The sequence below is a fragment of the Amycolatopsis sp. cmx-11-12 genome, from assembly GCF_046269425.1.
In the GTDB taxonomy this organism is placed as follows: domain Bacteria; phylum Actinomycetota; class Actinomycetes; order Mycobacteriales; family Pseudonocardiaceae; genus Amycolatopsis.
Map to the genome: position 1 here is coordinate 1 of NZ_JADNQM010000070.1, position 19,035 is coordinate 19,035.

The 19,035-nt window shown below is 66.3% G+C and carries 19 protein-coding genes; 2 read left to right on the top strand and 17 right to left on the bottom strand.

Translation table 11 applies throughout. The features are described from left to right. Nucleotides 1-1,076: 1,076 nt before the first annotated feature. On the top strand, nt 1,077-1,370 hold the full coding sequence (locus ACLARN_RS43020) for a winged helix-turn-helix transcriptional regulator (RefSeq protein WP_409497258.1): 294 nt from the start codon (nt 1,077-1,079) through the stop codon (nt 1,368-1,370). 21 nt (nt 1,371-1,391) lie between these two features. Here the strand turns inward: ACLARN_RS43020 and ACLARN_RS43025 are convergent, their stop codons facing one another. The 14 genes from ACLARN_RS43025 to ACLARN_RS43090 all read right to left on the bottom strand — a co-directional run bounded on the left by ACLARN_RS43025 (nt 1,392) and on the right by ACLARN_RS43090 (nt 14,015). After that, the gene (locus tag ACLARN_RS43025) at nt 1,392-4,427 is read right to left on the bottom strand and encodes a BTAD domain-containing putative transcriptional regulator (protein ID WP_409497259.1); all 3,036 of its coding nucleotides are present in this window, start codon (nt 4,425-4,427) and stop codon (nt 1,392-1,394) included. 76 nt (nt 4,428-4,503) lie between these two features. Further along, nucleotides 4,504-4,929: a hypothetical protein gene (locus tag ACLARN_RS43030; RefSeq protein ID WP_409497260.1), complete on the bottom strand. Its 426-nt coding sequence runs from the start codon at nt 4,927-4,929 to the stop codon at nt 4,504-4,506. A 44-nt stretch (nt 4,930-4,973) separates the two neighbouring features. Further along, complete coding sequence (locus ACLARN_RS43035; RefSeq protein WP_409497261.1) at nt 4,974-5,429, bottom strand: TadE/TadG family type IV pilus assembly protein; 456 nt, start codon at nt 5,427-5,429, stop codon at nt 4,974-4,976. Beyond that, a complete protein-coding gene (locus ACLARN_RS43040) occupies nt 5,426-5,863 on the bottom strand; it encodes a TadE/TadG family type IV pilus assembly protein (protein ID WP_409497262.1) in 438 nt (145 codons plus the stop codon). The genes ACLARN_RS43035 and ACLARN_RS43040 overlap by 4 nt, the downstream gene beginning before the upstream one ends. 53 nt (nt 5,864-5,916) lie before the next feature. Continuing rightward, nucleotides 5,917-6,324: a TadE/TadG family type IV pilus assembly protein gene (locus ACLARN_RS43045; protein ID WP_409497263.1), complete on the bottom strand. Its 408-nt coding sequence runs from the start codon at nt 6,322-6,324 to the stop codon at nt 5,917-5,919. An 84-nt stretch (nt 6,325-6,408) separates the two neighbouring features. Beyond that, a complete protein-coding gene (locus tag ACLARN_RS43050) occupies nt 6,409-6,594 on the bottom strand; it encodes a hypothetical protein (protein WP_409497264.1) in 186 nt (61 codons plus the stop codon). Beyond that, nucleotides 6,584-7,474: a hypothetical protein gene (locus tag ACLARN_RS43055; protein WP_409497265.1), complete on the bottom strand. Its 891-nt coding sequence runs from the start codon at nt 7,472-7,474 to the stop codon at nt 6,584-6,586. The genes ACLARN_RS43050 and ACLARN_RS43055 overlap by 11 nt, the downstream gene beginning before the upstream one ends. 36 nt (nt 7,475-7,510) lie before the next feature. After that, nucleotides 7,511-8,404: a type II secretion system F family protein gene (locus ACLARN_RS43060; protein WP_409497266.1), complete on the bottom strand. Its 894-nt coding sequence runs from the start codon at nt 8,402-8,404 to the stop codon at nt 7,511-7,513. Further along, nucleotides 8,401-9,318 carry a type II secretion system F family protein gene (locus ACLARN_RS43065; protein WP_409497267.1) on the bottom strand — a complete coding sequence of 306 codons (918 nt, stop codon included), beginning with the start codon at nt 9,316-9,318 and terminating at the stop codon, nt 8,401-8,403. The genes ACLARN_RS43060 and ACLARN_RS43065 overlap by 4 nt, the downstream gene beginning before the upstream one ends. After that, on the bottom strand, nt 9,315-10,757 hold the full coding sequence (locus ACLARN_RS43070; RefSeq protein WP_409497268.1) for a CpaF family protein: 1,443 nt from the start codon (nt 10,755-10,757) through the stop codon (nt 9,315-9,317). Before ACLARN_RS43070 ends, ACLARN_RS43065 begins: the two co-directional genes overlap by 4 nt. Continuing rightward, nucleotides 10,754-11,593, bottom strand: coding sequence for a chromosome partitioning protein (locus ACLARN_RS43075; RefSeq protein WP_409497269.1), 840 nt, complete (start codon nt 11,591-11,593; stop codon nt 10,754-10,756). Before ACLARN_RS43075 ends, ACLARN_RS43070 begins: the two co-directional genes overlap by 4 nt. After that, the gene (locus ACLARN_RS43080; protein ID WP_409497270.1) at nt 11,593-12,162 is read right to left on the bottom strand and encodes an SAF domain-containing protein; all 570 of its coding nucleotides are present in this window, start codon (nt 12,160-12,162) and stop codon (nt 11,593-11,595) included. Before ACLARN_RS43080 ends, ACLARN_RS43075 begins: the two co-directional genes overlap by 1 nt. A 255-nt stretch (nt 12,163-12,417) precedes the next feature. Beyond that, nucleotides 12,418-13,410, bottom strand: a complete 993-nt coding sequence (locus ACLARN_RS43085; protein WP_409497271.1) for a hypothetical protein — start codon at nt 13,408-13,410, stop codon at nt 12,418-12,420. 14 nt (nt 13,411-13,424) lie between these two features. Continuing rightward, on the bottom strand, nt 13,425-14,015 hold the full coding sequence (locus ACLARN_RS43090; protein ID WP_409497272.1) for a hypothetical protein: 591 nt from the start codon (nt 14,013-14,015) through the stop codon (nt 13,425-13,427). A 285-nt stretch (nt 14,016-14,300) separates the two neighbouring features. Here ACLARN_RS43090 and ACLARN_RS43095 point away from each other — a divergent pair, with 285 nt between their 5' ends. Then, nucleotides 14,301-14,945 (top strand): prepilin peptidase, encoded by a 645-nt coding sequence (locus tag ACLARN_RS43095; protein ID WP_409497273.1) that lies wholly within the window; start codon nt 14,301-14,303, stop codon nt 14,943-14,945. A gap of 160 nt (nt 14,946-15,105) precedes the next feature. Here the strand turns inward: ACLARN_RS43095 and ACLARN_RS43100 are convergent, their stop codons facing one another. From ACLARN_RS43100 to ACLARN_RS43110, 3 genes are all read right to left on the bottom strand, one after another. Beyond that, nucleotides 15,106-16,248: a hypothetical protein gene (locus ACLARN_RS43100; protein WP_409497274.1), complete on the bottom strand. Its 1,143-nt coding sequence runs from the start codon at nt 16,246-16,248 to the stop codon at nt 15,106-15,108. A 271-nt stretch (nt 16,249-16,519) separates the two neighbouring features. Then, nucleotides 16,520-17,173 (bottom strand): 5,6-dimethylbenzimidazole synthase, encoded by a 654-nt coding sequence (gene bluB, locus ACLARN_RS43105; protein WP_409497275.1) that lies wholly within the window; start codon nt 17,171-17,173, stop codon nt 16,520-16,522. Between the two features lie 138 nt (nt 17,174-17,311). After that, entirely contained in the window at nt 17,312-18,817 is a 1,506-nt protein-coding gene (locus ACLARN_RS43110; protein ID WP_409497276.1) for a hypothetical protein, read from the bottom strand. Nucleotides 18,818-19,035: the final 218 nt, after the last annotated feature.

The following is a 19,035-nucleotide window of genomic DNA, read 5'->3' on the forward strand; positions in this document are numbered from 1 at the left end:
CGGCGCGACCAGCGACCGGCACAGCGGAGCCCAACGGCGCGACCAGCGACCGGCACAGCGGAGCCCAACGGCGCGACCAGCGACCGGCACAGCGGAGCCCAACGGCGCGACCAGCGACCGGCACAGCTCGGTTGATGCAAAAAGGTTTCGGATTTCGGGAGGCAGAATTGCCTAGATCGGGAATTGCAAGGTATTCGATACTTCGAATCTCAGCTAATGCAATTCAACCGAGAGAAAATCTCAACACATGAGAATGGTTGACAAGCATTGAAATTGCGCTTGTCAAGACGTCAGCAATAATTGATAGGAGAGTGACGCGCGAGTCGCATTTCAGGTGCAGTCGATCATGGACAGAGCCGCGGCCGGAACACGGCTGGGGGAAGTGTGCGAGAGGCGGGCAGGCAGGGGGGTCGGCCGACGGAAAGGGGGGCACGAGGAGATGGTGACCATCGCAGTCAAGGCGACCACGGAGTCAAGAGGAACGGCAGGCGACCACCCACCCAAATCGACTGTTCATATGCCTGCCGGCGACCGAGTCGGGTGTTGCATCGGTAGGGTCTGCTGGCCGAATGACCAGGCACTTCGTGAAACCGAGGGGCTACCACTCTAACAGGCATCTAGATCGGACCGTCGAGCGGTAAGTCGCCAGGACACTACAAATTGCTCACCGAGAGTGTTGTTGATCTACTAGTCTGTCACTCGATGTGGTGACGCCGGTCCGTCCTAAGTAGAAATACGCTGCATCGGATACCCCGTCTGGCGTAGCGTTGACAACCTTGAGACTGATCACCCGAGGTACCGATGACGAGTGAAAATTATACGCCCTCTGGTCAGAAAGGAGGCGATTCGAATCTTTGAATCTTTTGGCTCACCTGCGCTGCGGGGGCGGGGTGGAGGTGGGCCTTCACGAACGAGGGTGGAGTGTGTGCATGGTAACGGGGGACGCTAGGTACCTGCAGCTGTCGCGGGATCTCCGCCACTTGCTGGCTGGGGACTGGATCACGCATATTATGGTGGCGTTGAGTGCGGGTCCGCTGCATTACAACAAGCTTCACACCGCTATTCAAGATATGACCATGTACGACCCGTGGGTGGGTAAGGAACGCCGGATTCAGGGCAAGGCATTGAGCCGGACCTTGCGGCGGATGGAGACCTCCGGCCTGGTCGACCGGTTCGAGGAGCAGACGTTTCCGCGGTCGGTGGTGTATTCGCTGACGCCCGCGGCGGCAGACCTGCTGGCCAGAGGACGACCGCTGATCGACTGGGCGCAGGAGCACATCGATCTGATCGAGCGCTTGCAGAAGTCACAGTCGAAAGGCAGGAATCCACGGTCGCAGGCGCTGGACGGCGAGCCTCCGTACGACGTCTGACGGGCTGCCGGCCGGCCCTGCTCAACTGGCGGCGGCATTGTCGGTTGGAAGCGGCCGGCGGGTACTGCTGCGGCGTTGGAGGAAGTCGGCCAGGTTAAGCGTGTCCCCGCTGGGGTGCTGACCGATGTCGTCGAGCGTGGCGGTTAGGAGCGCCAGGGTGCGTGGGATGGCGGCGTACTGGCCGAGGCGCGCCTGCGTGCGGATGATGTCGCGGTAGACGCCTTCGTTGTACCGGTCGAGCTTGCGGGTGCGTTCCAGCATCGTGAGCATCGTTTCCGGGTCGGCGTCGCCGTGGGCGCGGATCAGTGTGCCGAGCGCGTCAAGGACGTCGCGGCGGAGGGACTCGCGGAAGGGCTCGACCCAGCGTACGAGCAGGTCTTCGGCGAGGTCGCCTTGGTAGAGCTTGATGGCGTCGTGCAGCTGTACCAGGAAGTCACCGCCGGTCGGGCGGGATGCCTGCAGGGCATGCTGGAGGTGCCAGAAGTCGACCATGACCAGGTCAGGGTTGAGCTGGTAGCGGCCGTCGTCATTGAGGACGACTTTGTCGAGGGCGCCGTCGGTGGCGTCGCTGAGTGCACGGCGCAGCATCGAGAGCGTGTTGTGGAAGCTGTTGTACGGCCGCGGTGGCCGACTGTCGGGCCAGACGGCCTCGTTGAGGACTTCGCGGCGGACGCCGTGGGGGTGCAGCGCGAGGTAGACGAGCACTTCGCGTTGCTTCGGTGTGAGCGCGCCGCCGAGCTCGCGTTCGCCACCGTCGTCATGAAGGGCCAGGTTGACGCGACCAAGCACCCGCACGGCCAGCGGTCGCCGCGGCGCCAGTTGATCCTCCACCACCGGCCTCGACCGCTCCTCGGGCCATGTTGACAGGTTGCCGACCTTCACGTCGGCGGTAGCGGTGCCGTGCTCGTCAGGATCGTTTGCAGGTGAGGCTGATGGCGGTTCAAGTGGTTGGACGTCGACGGGGACGGCGTGGACGTCGAGCACCTGCAAGCTCGACGTCGGCTCGGCCTGCTGGTTGTTGTGCGGATCCGGCGGACGGGTCGATTCGAGCTGCGTCATCTCCTCCACCGAGCGCTGCTCGGGCACCGGAGCCGGCATGATCCCGTGGTCGTCCTCGGCGACGTCCGCGAGTGGCACGTCGTCATCACCGGCAGCGCGGGGTTCGAGGTCGGGGCCCGGTACGTCGGCAGGGCCTTCGGCTTCGTGGAGCAGGGTGAGCAACTTGGTGGTGTCAGCGGCGGGCAGGGTGAACAGGCGGATGCCGGTGAGCGCATCACCGAGGCCGGGGCTGGTGGCGCTGACGGTGCCATCGGGGCGGACGCGGACGGTCGCGCCGGGCCGCCACTGGCCGAGCAGGATGCCGGCCAGGCCGAGGGTGGAGCCGTTGTCGAGGACGGCCTGCAAGCGGCGTTCAGCGTGCGGTGCCGGGCTGGCGAGCAGCACGAGCGAGGCTGCGGCGGGCTGGAATTCGGTCTCTTCGATGGCGTGGCGGGTGCGAGTGAGCAGGGCCGCTTCCATCTCGTCGAGAGCGGCGTCGAGGGAATCGACCACCAGGACAGTGGAGGGCAGGTGCTCGACCTGTGCGCCGTCGAAGACGAGGTGGAGGTCCTCGGCGGGGATGATCACGCAGACGTTGCAGGCAGGCTGCTGCTCGGCGAGCAGGTGCAACAGGAGAGCACGTGCAGCGTCGGTGGCGCCTGGCCCGGCCAAGCCAAGCCCGCGGGTGCTGGCGAGGTTCAGGGCGAGTTCGCTTCCGCCTCGAACGCCGACCCTCGCTGGAACGGGTACCGGTTCGTTGTTGGGTTCGAGCGCGCCGCCCGCGGTGATGTGGATCCGCGGTGGAGCGGGCGCGAGGTCGATGAAGTCCGCGTCGTCGGAGTGCAGGTCGTCGTCGTGGCCGTCGTGTGCGGTGCGCAGGGCGCGGACCACGGGCGCGATCGGGCGCTGCAGATCGGCGCGGTCGCCGCTGCCGACGCGGTAGCGACGACGCCGCCACATGCTCGCCGACACCATGGCCGTGGTGACCAGGCCGGCCAGGCCGAGGCTGACGAACACACCCGTCATCAGGTCCAGCCCTGGTTCGGCTCGGTCGGTCTGATCGGCTTGCTCGTTCGCGGGCGGAGCCTGCGTGGTCGGTGCTGGCTGTGTTAGGGGTGGCGTGGTCGGCGGCGCCGGTTGCGCGGGTGGGACCGGCGGCAGTTGCTCACCCGGCGCTGGCTCGCTGGCCGGGGCGGGAATGTAGGCGGTGATCTTCCAGCCGGGCCGCACCAGATTGGGGTTCGTGAGCGTGCGACCGTCGGGTTGCTCGACGCCGCGGTTGAGTTGGAAGAGCTCGGGCCACCGGCTGCCGCCGCCTGGCCCGTAGACGCGTTCGGCAACCCGCCACAGGCTGTCGTAGATCCCGTCCTGCGGGAGCCGGACTTCCTCGGTGGCCCGAACCGTTCCTGGCGGGGCAGGCGCCGCTCGATCGATCACCTGGGCGGTGTGCTGCACGACCGGGACCTGTCGCGCCAGGCTGTGCACGGCGGGACCGGGTGTCAGCGGCGCGGTCACCGCGGCAGGCGCGAGGCCGCTCGTCATAGCCGCGGTGGCTGGCGCGGGCACTGTGTACGGGGTGCGGCTGGTGAGCAGGGTCAGCACGATGGTGCCGATGAGGGCAGCGGCGAGCCCGCGCAGCGGGCCGGGCGGACGTTCCTCCGGCCAGGTGCTCCCGCGCGCAGCGTCGATCGTGCAGCGTAAGACGTCGATGGCGAAGAAGAACCAGACTATCCAGCACAGCACGGCCAAGGTGTTGAGCAGGAACTGCGGGCTCATCGAGTTGTTGAGCAGGGTCGCCTGGATCTCGTCCCAGGTCGGCACCTGGTCTGGCAAGGGCCAGCCGATGAAGTGCACCAGGGCCCAAGGCAGGCCGGCGACGAGCGCGAGCAGGGAAACGGCGGCGAGCAGGCCGCGCAGGACTCGGCCGACGAACCGGAGCGCGTTGGCCGGCGCCCTTGAGGCGTGGCTGTTCGTGCTTGGTGTCAGCTTCCTGCGTGTGTGGTGTGAATGTGCGGTCACGGCGGGCTCAATTCCTTGGCAGTACAGGGGTTTCGGCGCAATGTGCACCTGCCCGACCGGAAACGACCAAGCGAGGTCAGGCCACCTCCGCAGGAACACGCACAGGCCCGGACCGTGGTTCGGCGGGCTCAGGCACCGTTGGTGGCGGTCCGGACCTCTTTGTCGTCGCCGTCGGTGGGTCTTGGCCCGTCTCGGTCTTCGTGGCGGACGAGGCCGGGGCTGCCTTCCTGCGTTTGGTGCGCGTGGTTTTTCGGCCGTTGAGCCACCGGTCAAGGTCAGCAACGGGCACGTCGGTGAACTTCGCCAGCTCGTCGGCGCCGATCACGTCACCGGACTCTGCAAGTACGTCACCGAGTTCACGCTCGATCTCGTCGAGCTGCTCAGCGATAGCGGCCCGACGTAGCGCGAGTTCGCCGACCCGCTTTGCCGCGGCGGATCGTTTCGCGGTTGTGGCGCTGTCGTTCTCTTCGACACGATGTTCGATCTCTTCAGGCGTGGCCATCCTGGTCTCCTTTGTCATTGGCCTGCGTTGAGGGCTGGGTGTGGTTATGGCAGGACCCCAGAAATTCCGCGCTGTGGCTGGGCTTGCCCGCTCGCAGTGACTGTGATCGAGCCGATGCCGATCAACGGGAGCAGCTGCGTCGATTGACTAACGGTGACAGTGACGTTGACCGTGTTGCCGGCGACGGAGACGGTGCCGGTGTGGCCCGCCGCGGCGAGGTAGTTGCGGGCGGCAGCAGTGGCTTGCTGCGGTTCCAGGCGCAGTGTGCCTTTAGCCCGGTAGGCGGCCAGGTCGATTTCCTGGGCGCCGACCCGAGCGGCTTCCTGGGCCTCCCCGAGGGCACGAACCTTGGCAGCCAAAGCGAGTCCGCCGTCGAGTACGAGACCGGCGAACAGCAGGACCGCGGTCACGATGATGACAACGAACGCGGTAACCCGCCCGCTCTGGTCCTCACGAAGTCGCCGAAGAGCGGGGCGGCGAGACAGTGCTGTAGAGCTCATCCGGCGCCTCCTGCTTGCGCGCGGGCGCTGCCCCGCCAGATGTCTACTGGCGAGGAGAAGCTGGATTCGAACGTCCGGGCACCTGGGACGCCGAGCATGGTCAGGTCAGCCAGACCGACGCTGCACGAGACGGTGACGGTGACCGTCGAACCGGGCTTGAGCCCCTGGGTGTCGGTGGAAACCGTGAGCGATTGGCAGGTAATCCCGGCAGAAGCCAATGCAGCACTGGCTGTCGTCTGGGCGTTCGCGGTGGCTTGCGACGGGGTACGTGCCAGGGTGGCTGCGCGAGCGGCTTGGTGCGCGACGTCGTTGATCCGCAGTTTCGCGTCGGCGAGCCGGCCGCACAGCACAACGAACAACAGCAGCAGGGTAAGCAACGGAGTGAGCAGGGTGAGCTCGGCCGCGACGGAGCCACCTTCGTCGCGGCGCAGCATGTTTATCCGTTTCCGCGCTAGGTGGATGGGCCTGCGGGGCGTGGATGTCGCGTTCATGGTGCTGCCCCTGCAGCGGTCTGCGGGGTAAACTTCTCAATGGGCCCAACGGATTCGGCGTGAACCGTGAGCGTCATGAATGGGATGACAGTGACCACATTCCCGGTGATCGTCACAGTTGCTTCAGTGTTGCCGCGTTGCACGTTCACCGAGGTTCCATGCAACGGGCCACCTCCCAGTTGCGCGAGGATCCGTTGCCCCTCAGTGATACCGGCGGCGGCGCTGCCACCCGACACCCGTGCGGCGGAGAGAGTTTCGGAAGCGGCAGCCTGAGCGATGTGAGTTGCGTGCATGTAGAGCGCGAACTGGGCGATAAGCAGTATCAGAAGCAACAGAAGCGGTACGGCAATGACGAGCTCGACGGTGCCGGCGCCCCGTTGATCCGTCCGCAACCGGCGCGGCACGGAGCGCGCACGTGTCCGCAGTAGGCGCTCGCGCGTGCTCGAAGTACCGTGTTGACTTGGACTTGGAGGCATAATGTTCACCGCCTACAGAGTGATTCCGTTGGCTTTCTGGGTGACCTTGATGACGATGATCGCGACAACGGCGATCGCGAGTGCCGCCAGCAACGCGGTGACGACCACCGCTTCGGTCGAGTAGCCACTCTCGTCGTGACGCAGCCGCTCCAGGGCGAGACGAAGCCGTGCGATGAGGATCCTGGCTTCATTGAGCATCGGTTTTTCCTTCGGTGTAATTGAGTTCCCATGGGAACGGGCCCGCCTTGACTGTGTCTCGGGCGGCTGTGATGTACGCGAATACGTTCTCTGTCAAAGGCCTTGTTGACTCAAGAACGTGGTTCGCGGGTAGTTTGCGCAGACCCTCAAGGAGTGCTTCGGCGATGGTCTCCTGATCTATGCGAGCCAGCTTCTCCGTCCAGGCCTGGGCAAGCACGACGCAACCGCGAAGGTGTGCGTGTACTTCGTCGACGACGTGGTCGATCGCCTCGATGGCATCGTCCATAGTGTCGGCAAGCCCTTGGGTTCCCGGTTCTGCACGCAGGCCGCTAGCAACGGCTCTTGCGGGTCGTGACTGTTCGAGGATGTGCAGGGCGTCCCACGCCGCGAGGTAGGTCTGGTGAAGGAGTTGTGGGTTCAGCCACGCTGCTGCGGGACTGGTATGCAAGTCCTTCACCGCCTCGACGATCCCGCGGACTTTCTCCTGGATCGCGGGGCCGAACTCGCGGAAGTTTGCTGCCTCGAAGAAAAACTCGCCCGGCCGTCGCTCAAGCTGACACGGAAACCCGCTCCGATGAGCGTGGCGCGTACGCAGAGACAAGACGTGCTCGCCTGACTCGAAAATCGCGTAGGCGAAGGCGAAGGCGGCCAGTACTGCAAGCACGATCGTGTTTCCCTCGGGCAGACGCACCGCCGCGACAATGAGGATGGCACCGATCGCTACGGCGCCCATCGCTCGCAATGTCAGCGCTGCACGTAGCTGTTGTATGCGCCACCGCGCACGGGGCACCGCTGGGTTCCACAGCAGCAGTGCGATACCGAGGTTGAACTCGCCGACTTCGACGGGCGCTCTTGGCGTGGCGAACTTCTTTCGTGCCATAATAATTCTCCCAGGCGGATAGCGGGTCGACGCTTCTCAGAGACCTCCCAACACCTGCGCGAGTGCGGGAAACCCAATGAAGACAAGGAATCCACCGAACAGCATCACCACAGGTAGGCTCATGCGTTCGGTGGCCGCTTGGGCGTCGCCTTCGGCGTCGGTGAGTTCGCGGGTGCGCAGCGCGGCGGCTTTGGCCGCGAGGCTGGCGCGGACGCGGGCGCCTTCGGTGCCGGCCAGACTGACCGATGCAGCCAGCTCGGACAGTTGGTGGACGTCGAGTTCTGTGCCGAGTTGCCCCAGGGTGGCCCAGGGCGTGGTACGGGTGAGTTTGGCGGTGACCAGCGCGCGGCGAAGCTGTTGGAAGGCCCAGCCTTTGCCGATGCCGACCGCGTCGGAGAGGGCTCCGTCGACTCCGGCGCCGCCGGCCAGCAGGACGCGGATCAGGTTGAGGTAGGCCGCCAACGCGTGCCGGAAGGTGGAGCGTCGCCGCTCGGCTTCCTGCCGGACGCTGATGTCCGGGAGCAGAAAGCCGCCCAGAGCAAGGATGAGGCTGGCGATGGCTGGAACTTCCCACCCCAGACTGACATCGGCCAGCACGAGCAGGAGCTCCATCAGGATCGGCAGCAGTAGTCCGGTCAGCGCCAACGTGGCCTTCTCGGCCAGGTGGTGCTCGATGCTCTTGCCGGTGACGGCGAGGGCGTTGCGCAGCTTCCGGTTCGGCAATCCGAGGGCGGCCAGCGGCTTGATGAACGGCTTGCCCACGCGCAAGGCCCAGCCGTCGGAGTCCGCGGCGAGGATCGGCGGCGGCGCCGGTGTCGCGTGCAGCCGGTCGACCAGACTTCGCAACGGTGGCCGTGGCGGGAAGATGTAGACCACCAGCGCCCACAATCCGACGCCGAGCCCAGCGCCCCACAGCAAGCCGCTGATCATGACGACGCCCCCTTTCCGGTGAACAGGTCATCGACGTCGAGATCGGCGTCGTGCGGCCGGATCGTGCCCAGCTCGGTCAGGAACCTTTCTGCCTCCCGCATGCGCGCAATCCTTGCCAGCCAAGCAAAAGCTGTAGTGAAGAGCGCTCCGACGATCAGGAGCATGATCTGGCCGAACGCCGTGTCGTACGGGGCGAGGTAGCCGCGGTTGAGTAGCACCAGGCCGACGGCGAAGCTGAGCGTGGTGATCACGATGACCCGCACGCTGGTCTTGGTGCGGGCGCGGCCAGCCTCGACGCGCATCCGCATCGACGCCTGCTCACGCGCCTCGCTGGCCAGTTCCCCGAGCAGGTCCGCCAGCTGCCGAGCTTGGTGCTCGGCGGCCAGCACGAGCGCGGAGATCACCAGATCCGCAGTCGGGTCACACAGCTGCTCGGCGAGATTGCGCAGCGAGGGTGCGAGGCGTTCGCCTCGTTCGAGCCGGACGGCCAACTCAGTGATCTCCTCGCGGATCGCGGCAGGGCAGGCCGGGGCGGTGGCGAGGATGGCCTGTTCCAGGCCGGCCGCGGCGACGAGGGTGTCGCGCAGCATCTCCGTCCACCCGGCAATCGCTTCGATCCGTTCGAGGTGGTGCTTGTGATCGACGTTCGAGCCGAGGATCCGTGGCAGACCCACCACGGCCACGACGGTCAGGATGGCGCCGACCACCCAGCCGGTGATCGCCCCGACGGCCAGGCCGGCGAGCACGGCCACCACCAGCCAGCCGACCTGCTTGCGGTCGTGGTGGGCGGCCAGCCAGGCACTCAGCCGCGATGGCGTCGCGGGACGGGCGGGACGGCCGCGCAAACCGACCCAGATGAGCATGACGCCGACAGCGAGGCCCGTGCCGAGCAGTCCGAACAGGGCGCTGGTCATGGCGTCCACCACCCTTCGCGCCGCTCGAACAGGTCCGGGTCGTAGCCGGCGTCCATGAGCAGGTCCACGGTGTCGGTGCGCAATGGCGCGCCGGGCACGGCGCGCAGGTCCGGGCCGGGGCGCCATACCTCGTTGCTGATGATCTGAGCGTCGTCGGCGCCGACGACTTCGCGGATGGAAGACACCACACGTTTGCTGTTTTCGCCACGAGGCTTGTCCAGGTGCACCACGAAGTGCAGGGCCGCGGCGACCAGGAGGTTCGTCGCTTCCATCGGTAGCCGCTCGGGGCCTTGCACGGCGTAGGCGGCGAGCTTGGTAAAAGCGCCCTGGCTGTTGGAGGAGTGCAGAGTGCCCATGCTGCCGTCGTTGCCCATGGACATCGCATTGGTCAGCGGGATGACCTCCGGACCGCGGACCTCGCCGACGATCACCCTGTCCGGGCTGTGGCGCAGAGACTGCCAGACCAGGTCCGACAGCGAGACCTCACCGACCCCTTCCAGGTTGGGTTCTCGGGCCTGCATCGCCATCACATCCGGGTGGACAGCTTCGTCCTCGCCGAGCCCGAGTTCGAAGACGTCCTCGATCGTGATCAGCCGCTCCCACGCTGGGATCGCCGAGGCCAACCCTCGCAACATTGTGGTCTTCCCGATCGCGGTGCCACCGGTGATCAGGACGTTGCGCCGGGCGCGCACCACCGCGGTCAAGAAGGACTCCAGCGCCAGGTCGATGGTGCCGTTCTCGCGCAGCTCCGCCAGCGTGATCTTGGTGAATCGGTGCCGCCGGATCGACACCGATGGCCGCGCGGTTACGGCCATGACCGCCGCGACCCGCTCGCCACCCGGCAGCTGGAAGTTGACGATCGGCGACCCGCGGTCGAAGCGGCGCTCCTCTACTCCGGACCGGGTGGCCAGGTCGCGGATGAGCTCGACCAGCTCGGTGTCCGAGCCAACCACCGGTGGCAACCGGCGTCGGCGGCCGTCGGCGTAGCGAACGAACACGCGGTCGTAGCCGTTGATGTTGATATTCTCGATCTCGGTGTCGGCCAGCAGCGGTTCCAATCCGCCCAGCCCGAAGACCTCGTCGAGCACGGCTGTGATCACCCGCTGCTCGACCTCCGGTCGCACCAGGTCGTGAGCTTGCCGCATCTCCGCCTGAGCATGGGCCTCGGCGGCGTCCTGCAGGACAGCCTCGGCCATCTGACGGCGCGCAACGGTCCCCATTGGGGCACGGCCGCTGCTTTCGTCGTCCCGGATGCGTTGGCTGAGCTGCGTGGACAGCTGCTCGCGCAGGTACTGCCGCAGCCGATCCACGGCCGCGGCCTCCCCTGCGGGCCGATGTGGAAGCTCCGCCGGGCCGGGCAGGTTCGTCGGGCCAGCGTGTGGGCCGGCTCCGTTCGACGTGCTCGTGAGGTGCGGCTCGCCGAGTCCGGGCCGGGTCATGACGTCGCGCCGTTTCGGGTTTGCGGCCCGAGGGGTTGCAGGGCTGCGCCGAAGACCGGCCTGCCGGGCACCGCCAGCTGCAGGTGCGGGGCATGGGTGCCGCCGTTGTTGGTGGCGTGCCAGTGCGCGAAGGCGTTCAGCGCGATCTTGGCGGCGGCGCGCCCGAGAGCGGACTTCTCCGGGCTGTGCCGGCCGTTGCCGTGCCCGCACAGCACCGCGGCGCCCTTGTCATCGCGGGGGACACGTCCCATCACCGGGATGCCCATGACCTGGGCTACCTCGGCGGTCGGGTAGCCGTCGCCGACGAGCACGAAGCACGGCTTCGCCGACCATCGCTGGGCGGCCTGCAGCTTGAGCGCGACGTGCGCGAGTTCGTCGTCGTGTGGTCGGGCGACCAGCAGCATCGCGTCGGCGCCGCGGATGATCGGGAACGCAGGCGAATCGGCATCCACCCGGCCGCAGTCGACGATGACTGTGATCCCCGGCTGGTCGGCTGCCCGGCGCATCGGCGACGACGCGCCCGGAGCCAGCACCGACAACGCGGCGCGGGCTTGTTCGGCGCCGACCGGTCCGAGTACCACCCGCAGGCCACCAGGTAGGAGTTGCGTGTGCTGGGCGAGCAGGTTCGGCTCGGAGCCGCCGCGGCCCCGCGCTGCGGCGGCCAGGCTGACCAGCCCCGGTGACTCGGGCAGTCGGAAGCGGGCCATCAGGTCGCCGCCGGCCGGGTCAGCCTCGACGACAATCGGGTTCTCCTGCGCTGGCCACCGAGCGCCGAGGGCGGTGGCCAACGTGGTGACACCCGGCGAGCCCTTGAGCGAACAGACTGTGATGAGCATCAGCGTCCACCTCCCGCGATCGCCACCAGACTGAGTTGCCCCGACGGAGCAGCGGCCAATGCCCGCGCGTCCGATTCGGACAGTTGCAGAGAAACCACGGTGGTCTGCTCGGTCTCGCGCGTGGCGATTCCGGTCACCACCGCGGTCCACGACGAGGTCTGTCCGTTCGATGTTCCCATCGTCGTGCCCTGGCCTGGCGTGCTGAGCACTGCGACGGTAGTTCCTGGCATCAGGTCGGGCGGGAACTGTCCAGACTTCAACCCGACCGCCGCAATTGCCTTTCCCTGCAAGGGAATCTGCGGCGAGCCGAGGACCGACCGGGTCACCAGCGAACCGGCGGGCAGGCTGAACGCGACCTGTTGTCCCACCACGGTGGACGCCGACGATGCCGACATCACGTCCATGCCGGAGTCGGCCGCCATGCTGACCTGCTTGAGGTCCTGCGCGGTCAGGATTTGGCCCACGGCAACAGGACGGGCCAACGCCAGCACGCTTTCCCGGTCTCCCAACTGCATTCCGGCGAACACACCGCCCGCGGCGCACACCACGACCAGCAGGACACCGAGCAACAGGTAGGGCACGCTGCGCCGCCTGCCTCCGCCGCTCAGGCGTGAAGGAGCCTTGCTGTCACGGCCAGCCCACGTGTTCGGCGACGTTCCATTCTTCGTCGTCGTGTCCGTGCCAGTCGAACCTGCGGTAGTTGTCACCACCGACCTCCTTCAGGCATGACGCCATCGCGACGCGTCGATCTGAGTGGTCGACGTGCCTTCCGTAACAGGATGTTTCGTTGTGGACACCCGCCCTCGTGGGGCAGGAGGCTTGGATCAGCCGGTGGCGATGCCCTGGCTCTCCGCCACGCGGAACGCGGCATTGCCGGTCGTGGTCATGGTCGGGAACGTGCCGCCTTGGCCTGCACCCGACCAAGTCACGGTCCAGTTCACCGTGGCGGACACGGGGAACGCTTCCGCTCGCTGTCCGGCCGAGGAGGTGCGGTAGGTGTAGCCGCAGTCCGGCGACGCGCTCTTCGGATTAGCCCCGGCGGGGAACGGGGAACCCGGACCGGTGCAAGTAACCGAACCGCCGTCACCCATCGACCAGGTCACCGAGGTTGGCTTCGCGACCGCGGTCACCGAGACGCCCGGTACCGCCGCGGTGGCCGACACGTCGCCCCAACTGCTGGGGTCCAGCCACATCCAGGTCGGCAAGCTGACCAGTTGATCGCCAGCCGGGTTTGCTTTGATCTTCGGAGTGGGCAGCCGCAACTGATTGCGCGCCTGCGCCGCGAGTTCAGCAGGGGACGGCAGCGGCGCCGGACCGGGCTGGCCATCGGCAATCCAGACCGGCGGACGGTACAGCGCATCCGCGAATCCGGGGCCCGTGCACTTGTAGACGTACCAGGCGCCCGAGGGCGGCTGGGCCTGCGCGAACTGCGCGGTGGCCTGCTCGCTCTTTGGCCGGTACACCGCGGTGACCGCACCCGACTTCAGCGGAGCTTGGAAGGCCGCCGGCTGCGCGCCACCAGGCGCAGGGCCCTGGTAGCCACTGCGTTCGTATCCGCACTGGGCCAGGTTTTTGTTCCCACCGATGATCGTGTCGCCGTTGGCGTTGGCCTGCCCGGTGCCAGGGTTGTTCTTCCCAGGGTTGCCCGGCTTGCTGTTTCCGTTGCCCTGGTTACCGTTTTCCTTGGCGCCGCCCTTGCCCGCGCCGAGCTCGCATCCAGGGTTGGGATACTGGCTGCAGTCGGTGAATCCCCAGCCTCCATCGGCGAATGCGGGTACCGCGGTCGCCACGAGCACGGCCGCCGACAGGCCGACCACGACTCCTGAACGTTTCAACACGAGCCCACCCCCTCCACGGCAAAGCGGGTGACCCTCCACGTGCCGTCCTGCTGCTTCTTGACTTCCGCGGTGATCGAGCGTCGCCCGCCCGGAGTGTCGTTGACCAACTGGCCGTTCTTGTACTTCAGCCAGCCGCTATCGTCACCACAGTCCGAGATCATGACTGTGGTCGGATTGTCTTGCGGATCCACTTTGGACACTTGGGGATTGGTCTTCGGCGCGCCCTTCGTCACGACACCGTTGAGGTTGTCGGTATACAGGCTGCGGTTGATCACCCCGAGCGCATCGCCCGTCGCGTACTTCGCGAGCTCTGGCGACTGCCAGTCCCCGGTCTCACCGGCCTTCGCCATCTGCCGCCACATTCCCGCGTAGGCGGCGGTCGCCTGCTGACGCGCACTGTCCACCGGAGAAACCGGCGACGGCGAAGCACTGCTCGGTGACGAAGAAGTTGTCACCCCAGTCGCGCCCCCAGGCGTCGGCGACGAGTTTGAACTGCAGGCTGTCAACGTCAGCGCCGCGAGCCCAATGAGAACCAGTCCCGCCCTGCGCCAGCTGTTGCTGCCGTGTACGTAGCCGTCGACCACGTGCACCCCCTCGGATCTGCGAAAATTCCTTTCGATCTACTGTGGTACACCTCACGTCTACCTGGCACCCCCCAGGAGACCGCAATGTCCCTATGAAGGGACACAGGTGTCAGAACAGGGAAAATCGAGCAAGATTCATCCAAATGGGTTAAAAACGGCGTGTCCAAACGTCGCTGAGTAGTAGCTTCGCTTCACTGGGCAACCGCAATCTGGCGGCTACAGGGGGTACGTCGTGAGGCGTTCTGTCACTCTCGTGAGTCGCACGTCAGCGACGCTGACCGGACGATGAACGCGATCTCCATTGTCGGCTGGGGCCTTGTCGGGCTCGTGGTCGCCGGTGGCCTACGCGTCATCGTCCAAGGGAGTTCGGTGCTCCCGGAGAAGTCCGAGCGGCTCGCGCCTCCAGCCGTCCTGGAAGCGACGACCGCCGTCCTGTTCGTCGCTTTGGCTTGGCGGATCGGCCCGGCGCCCGATCTGTTCGCCTACTCGTGGCTCGCCGCAGCCAGCGTCGCGCTGGCCACCATCGACTGGGGAACCCGTCAACTGCCCACCAAGTTGATCTGGCCCAGCGGCATCGTCCTGGCCGTCCTCTTCGGCGTGGCCGCCGTAGTCAACCACGACGCGTATCCACTGTTCCGCTCCGCGGCTGGCATGCTCGCGCTCCTCGGGTTCTACGGAGCGCTTTACTTCCTACGCCCCGGCCAGCTCGGCGGTGGAGATCTCCGGCTCGGCGGCGTACTCGGGCTCGCGCTCGGGTGGGCTGGCTGGCCGTCGGTCGTGACGGGAACAATCTTCGGCTGGCTCACAGCCGCCATCGCGTTGCTCATCCTGCGAGTCGTTCGACGACAAGAGCCCCACCGCGACCTGCCGCTCGGCCCATTCCTCGTCATTGGGGCGTTCGCGGCCGTTCTAGCAGGACCTGGGGCGTAAATGTCCTGCGCCGTTGATCGTGAGGTAGCTGCCGTCGCTGACTGCGGTGCCGCGTGTTCAGTGGCATATCGACGGCCTTGCTGCGCCTGTGGTTCCGAGGCAACTCAGCGGATGGGTGTCGGTGGGGGCGAGTTCGGGGCGGTTTAATGTCGCTGCCCCATCAAGCGGTCCCAGCGTTAGCAAAACGGCCAGGTTCGTCATGTGGAACCATGCTGTGTTCGTTGATCAACGGAACGATCGCATTCCGCAATTGCTCACCAGCAGGAGATGGTATTCCTGCATGTCGCCGAGCGACCTCCCGACCTGCACCCGCGACCAAATCGGCCAGTTGGATCGAAGGATGCTCACGAGACACGCCGCGCACAATCGCCCTGGCCGCTTGGTCCCCTCCCATCCGGATGTAGCGCCCAGAAGGACCGGGCCGCCAGGAGGACACAGCAAGGATCTGATCCAGCCGCTCGTCAGTAAAGACCTTCTGTTCGTCTACAAGTGCGCTAACACGACCGAGCTTCGCTGACCAGTCTCCGACTACGCCGTTCAGACAGGGAATTAGCGGCTCCATCGTTGGTATGGGATCGCTGTCGCGAAGGGCATGTAGATAGCTCGCCGCCTCTAAACGCGTCGTTCGTAGGTCGAAGAGGATCGCGGTCACCCGGCGGCGATGCGACTGTGCCCATGCACGGTCGATCTCGTCAAAGAGACCATCGACGTTGACCTGTGAGCCGTCGCGGTTGCGCATGGACGCGAAGTTGACCACGGTCGCGATCAGGCGATTGAAACAGTCTTGTCCGAGTGCACGGGGCCCTTCGTTGAACAATGTCCGGGCGAGTTCTCGGGCGAACCTGCCAGCATGCAAATTGTGCCCGAGATTGAACGCGTGTTCCTCCAGGAGCAGATCAATGATCTTGCCTGCCACGAAGTAGTGCTTGTCGACCATGAAGACGCTGGCTTTGTCAGCGAGAACGCCACCCGGCTTCAAGAGGTCTACCAACACGGCCAGCCGATCCCTCCTCGTGCCTGTGAACTGACCGAACTTCAACTCGGGCGGTTGTGTCAGTCCAGCATCACGGCGCAATCGCTCCACAATCGGGGCCGCTGATATGTCGTCGATCGCGATCGAGCCGAGCACTAAGTGCCGGTCGCTACGACCGTACAGTTGCTCGCCGTCCCACCCCGACTCGTCGACCGCAATCCACCGCCCCGACACTTCGTCGTCCTCGGTAGCAGCCGTACGGCTGTGGCGGACGTACGCAGGGCCAGTGAGACTCGAAGCGCCACCTGCGGGCCCCTCGTCGTCATTCATCACGACCTCACGTCGCAGGCTTCGTGGTCAAGCTGAGCGCGTACCAGGGCTGAGGCTCCAACCAGCGAGACGTGTTCAAGGTACCTCAACTCTAGTGGCGGAGATCGACTAATTGCCTCAGACACACTGGCGCTGCCTCAGTTTCGCTGGCACCGAACAGTGAACGAATGACCGTCGCCAGTGAATACTCCCCGTAGGCGGCCAGATTTGGCCCCGCTGGTGGCCACCGGGTTCCCCGTGGACGGCCAGATATCTCCCCGGCAGATTGAGATCATGCCTGGTTCGACGCTCGATACCGTTCGTGGTGGAGCACGGCATTGAGCGGGAGACGTTCCCGCCAGCCGTGCCTTTCCAGATCGGGAACGGCCGGTAGGTCGCGGACCGGGCCGACGCACAACCACGCCACTGGGCGGAGAGCACCCGGCAGGCCGACCAACTCGCGCAGGAACTCCTCGCGGTAAAAGCTCACCCAGCCGACTCCGAGCCCTTCGGCGGTCGCGGCCAGCCACAGGTTCTGGATGGCAAGGCACACCGAATACAGACCGGTGTCGGCGATGGCATGCCTGCCCAGCACCGCGGGCGCGCCACGCGACGGGTCATAGCTGACCACGATGCCCAGAGACGACTCCACGATGCCCTCGATCTTAATCCGCGCGAAAGCACGAGCCTGCTCGGCGTCCAGCTGGCCCGCGAACAACTCCCGTTCGGTCTGCACATGCTCACGGAACGTCTTGCGAGCGTCCATATCGGACACGAGCACGAAATCCCACGGCTGCGACAGGCCCACACTGGGTGCCGCGTGCGCCGCGCTCAGCACCCGGCGCAGCACCTCGGCCGGGATCGGCGCACCGGTGAACTCCGCCCTGGTGTCCCGCCGCCGGAAAACGGTCTCGTACAGCAAGCGTTCGTCTGTCCCACTCGTCACGAGCTAGATTGTGCCCGCCCGGAACAGAAAGCACCGCAATCCAAGCCATGGCAACGTTGCAGCGATAGCTCAACGTGGCCATGCGGCGGCTGTCAGGGACGGCTGCTGACCCTGGAGGCGGCGTGAGCTCCTTCGCCGTTACGGCGCGCCTCCGAGCTTGACCCAGCCCGTAGCGGCCGTGCCGGTGACCTTGAACCACAGCTCGGCCGGGTTGTGCCGGACGTACTGGGAGCCCTGGATGGCCGCGACCACGCCCTCCGGAGCAGGCGTTCCGCTCAACGTGACGCGTCCGCCGCGGTTGCCGCCGATGATCGGGAAGACGTTGTTCACCGCGGTCCGTGCGGCGGACCACAGCTCCGCACAGGTCGCGAAGTCATTTCCCTGAACGACAGGATGACGGTCCACCGGCGGACTCCCCGTCGCGTCGAACAAGATCCCCGACGTCGCGGCGCCGGCCAGCGAACAGCCGGTGACCATGATGTTCGCGATCCGGCGGGCGGTGGTCGCGGCGAACCAGAAGCCCGCGGTCAGGCCGTCCGGTGACTCGATGGCCACGCCGTCCAGGTGGACGCCTGCCATGTCCTGCAGGCTCGGCACGATGCGGAAGCCGTAGCTGGTCGCGGCGGGCGCGTCCTCGATCCGGATCCGGGTACCGCGGATCCGGATCCGGTCCGCGGAGAGAAGGTCGACGTAGGAGAGTTGGGTGCCGGGGCCGACGCGGGTCGTCCAGGTTCCGCCCTCGACGTTGATCCGCCGGGGGGAGGTTCCATGGTGCGAGATGAGGGCCAGCGGACCGGGCAGGCACGCGGAGTCGCGAAGGAGGGACACGTTGCGGACGGTCAGGTCCTCGTTCGCGCGTTTGACCAACAGCAGCGGCGCGTCCAGCGCGTCGGCTGTGTCGCCGCGGTTCGCGTCGATCTCGATGTTGTCGAGTGTGGTGCCGCGAGTGCTCAGGACATACAGCGCGCCGCCCCTGATCCGGACGTTGACCATCCGGGAGTTGGACAGGCGCGCCTCCCTGGTGGCGTCCTCGAAGCCGCCGAAGCTCGCCGCCACCCAAGTCTTTCCCTCGGTGTTGTCGATGGTCCCGTTGGTGACCGTGATGTTCTCCATCACGCTCGGCGAAGTCGGCTCCATGTCGAGGCAGGAGTTCCGCGCCCCGATCAGGAAGAAGTCGCTGAGCATCACGTCGCGGACGCCCTTCTGGAACGACACGCCCGCGCGGGCCCCGCCCCTCATCGCCTGCGGGTGGCCCCCGAGCCGCATCGTGACGTGGTGGATACGCGTGTTCCGGACCAGCGTCGGCACCGGCTGCAGGCCACCGGAGAGCCGGATCCCGTCGCCGAGGCAGGCGCCGAAGTAGATGTCGTGGATCTCGACGTCGGTCACGTCGCCCGCGGTCGCGTCCAGCTCGATGTGGTTGTGGACGAGTTCCGGGTCGAGGTTGCTCATTTCGCCATGCGCGGTCGAGAAACCCGACAGCGTGATCCGCCGCGGCCCGCGCGCCACCGGGGCCGATCCGCGCGACACCAGGATGATCTGCGTCCGTCCTCCGGACTGCGGTCCCACCAGCACCAGCCGAGTCGCGGCCGCGCCCTGCCCGCACAACTCCAGCCCTTCCTTCTCACCGGTGAACCGGATCACGCCCGACCGTTCGGTCCCCTGGGGAGCAATGCCACTTACTTAGCAGCTGCCGGTCTGACTGTGATGGTGGTGTTGCTGATTGTAACGGGGTGTGGGGTAGCGTTCCGTTGTGGGTGTGACGCGTGATTTGCGGTCGATAGTCAGTGATCATGATCGACTAACTGATGCTATTGGCATTGGTGTGCTGACTCGTTTATTGGATCGTGATCTGGTCGACG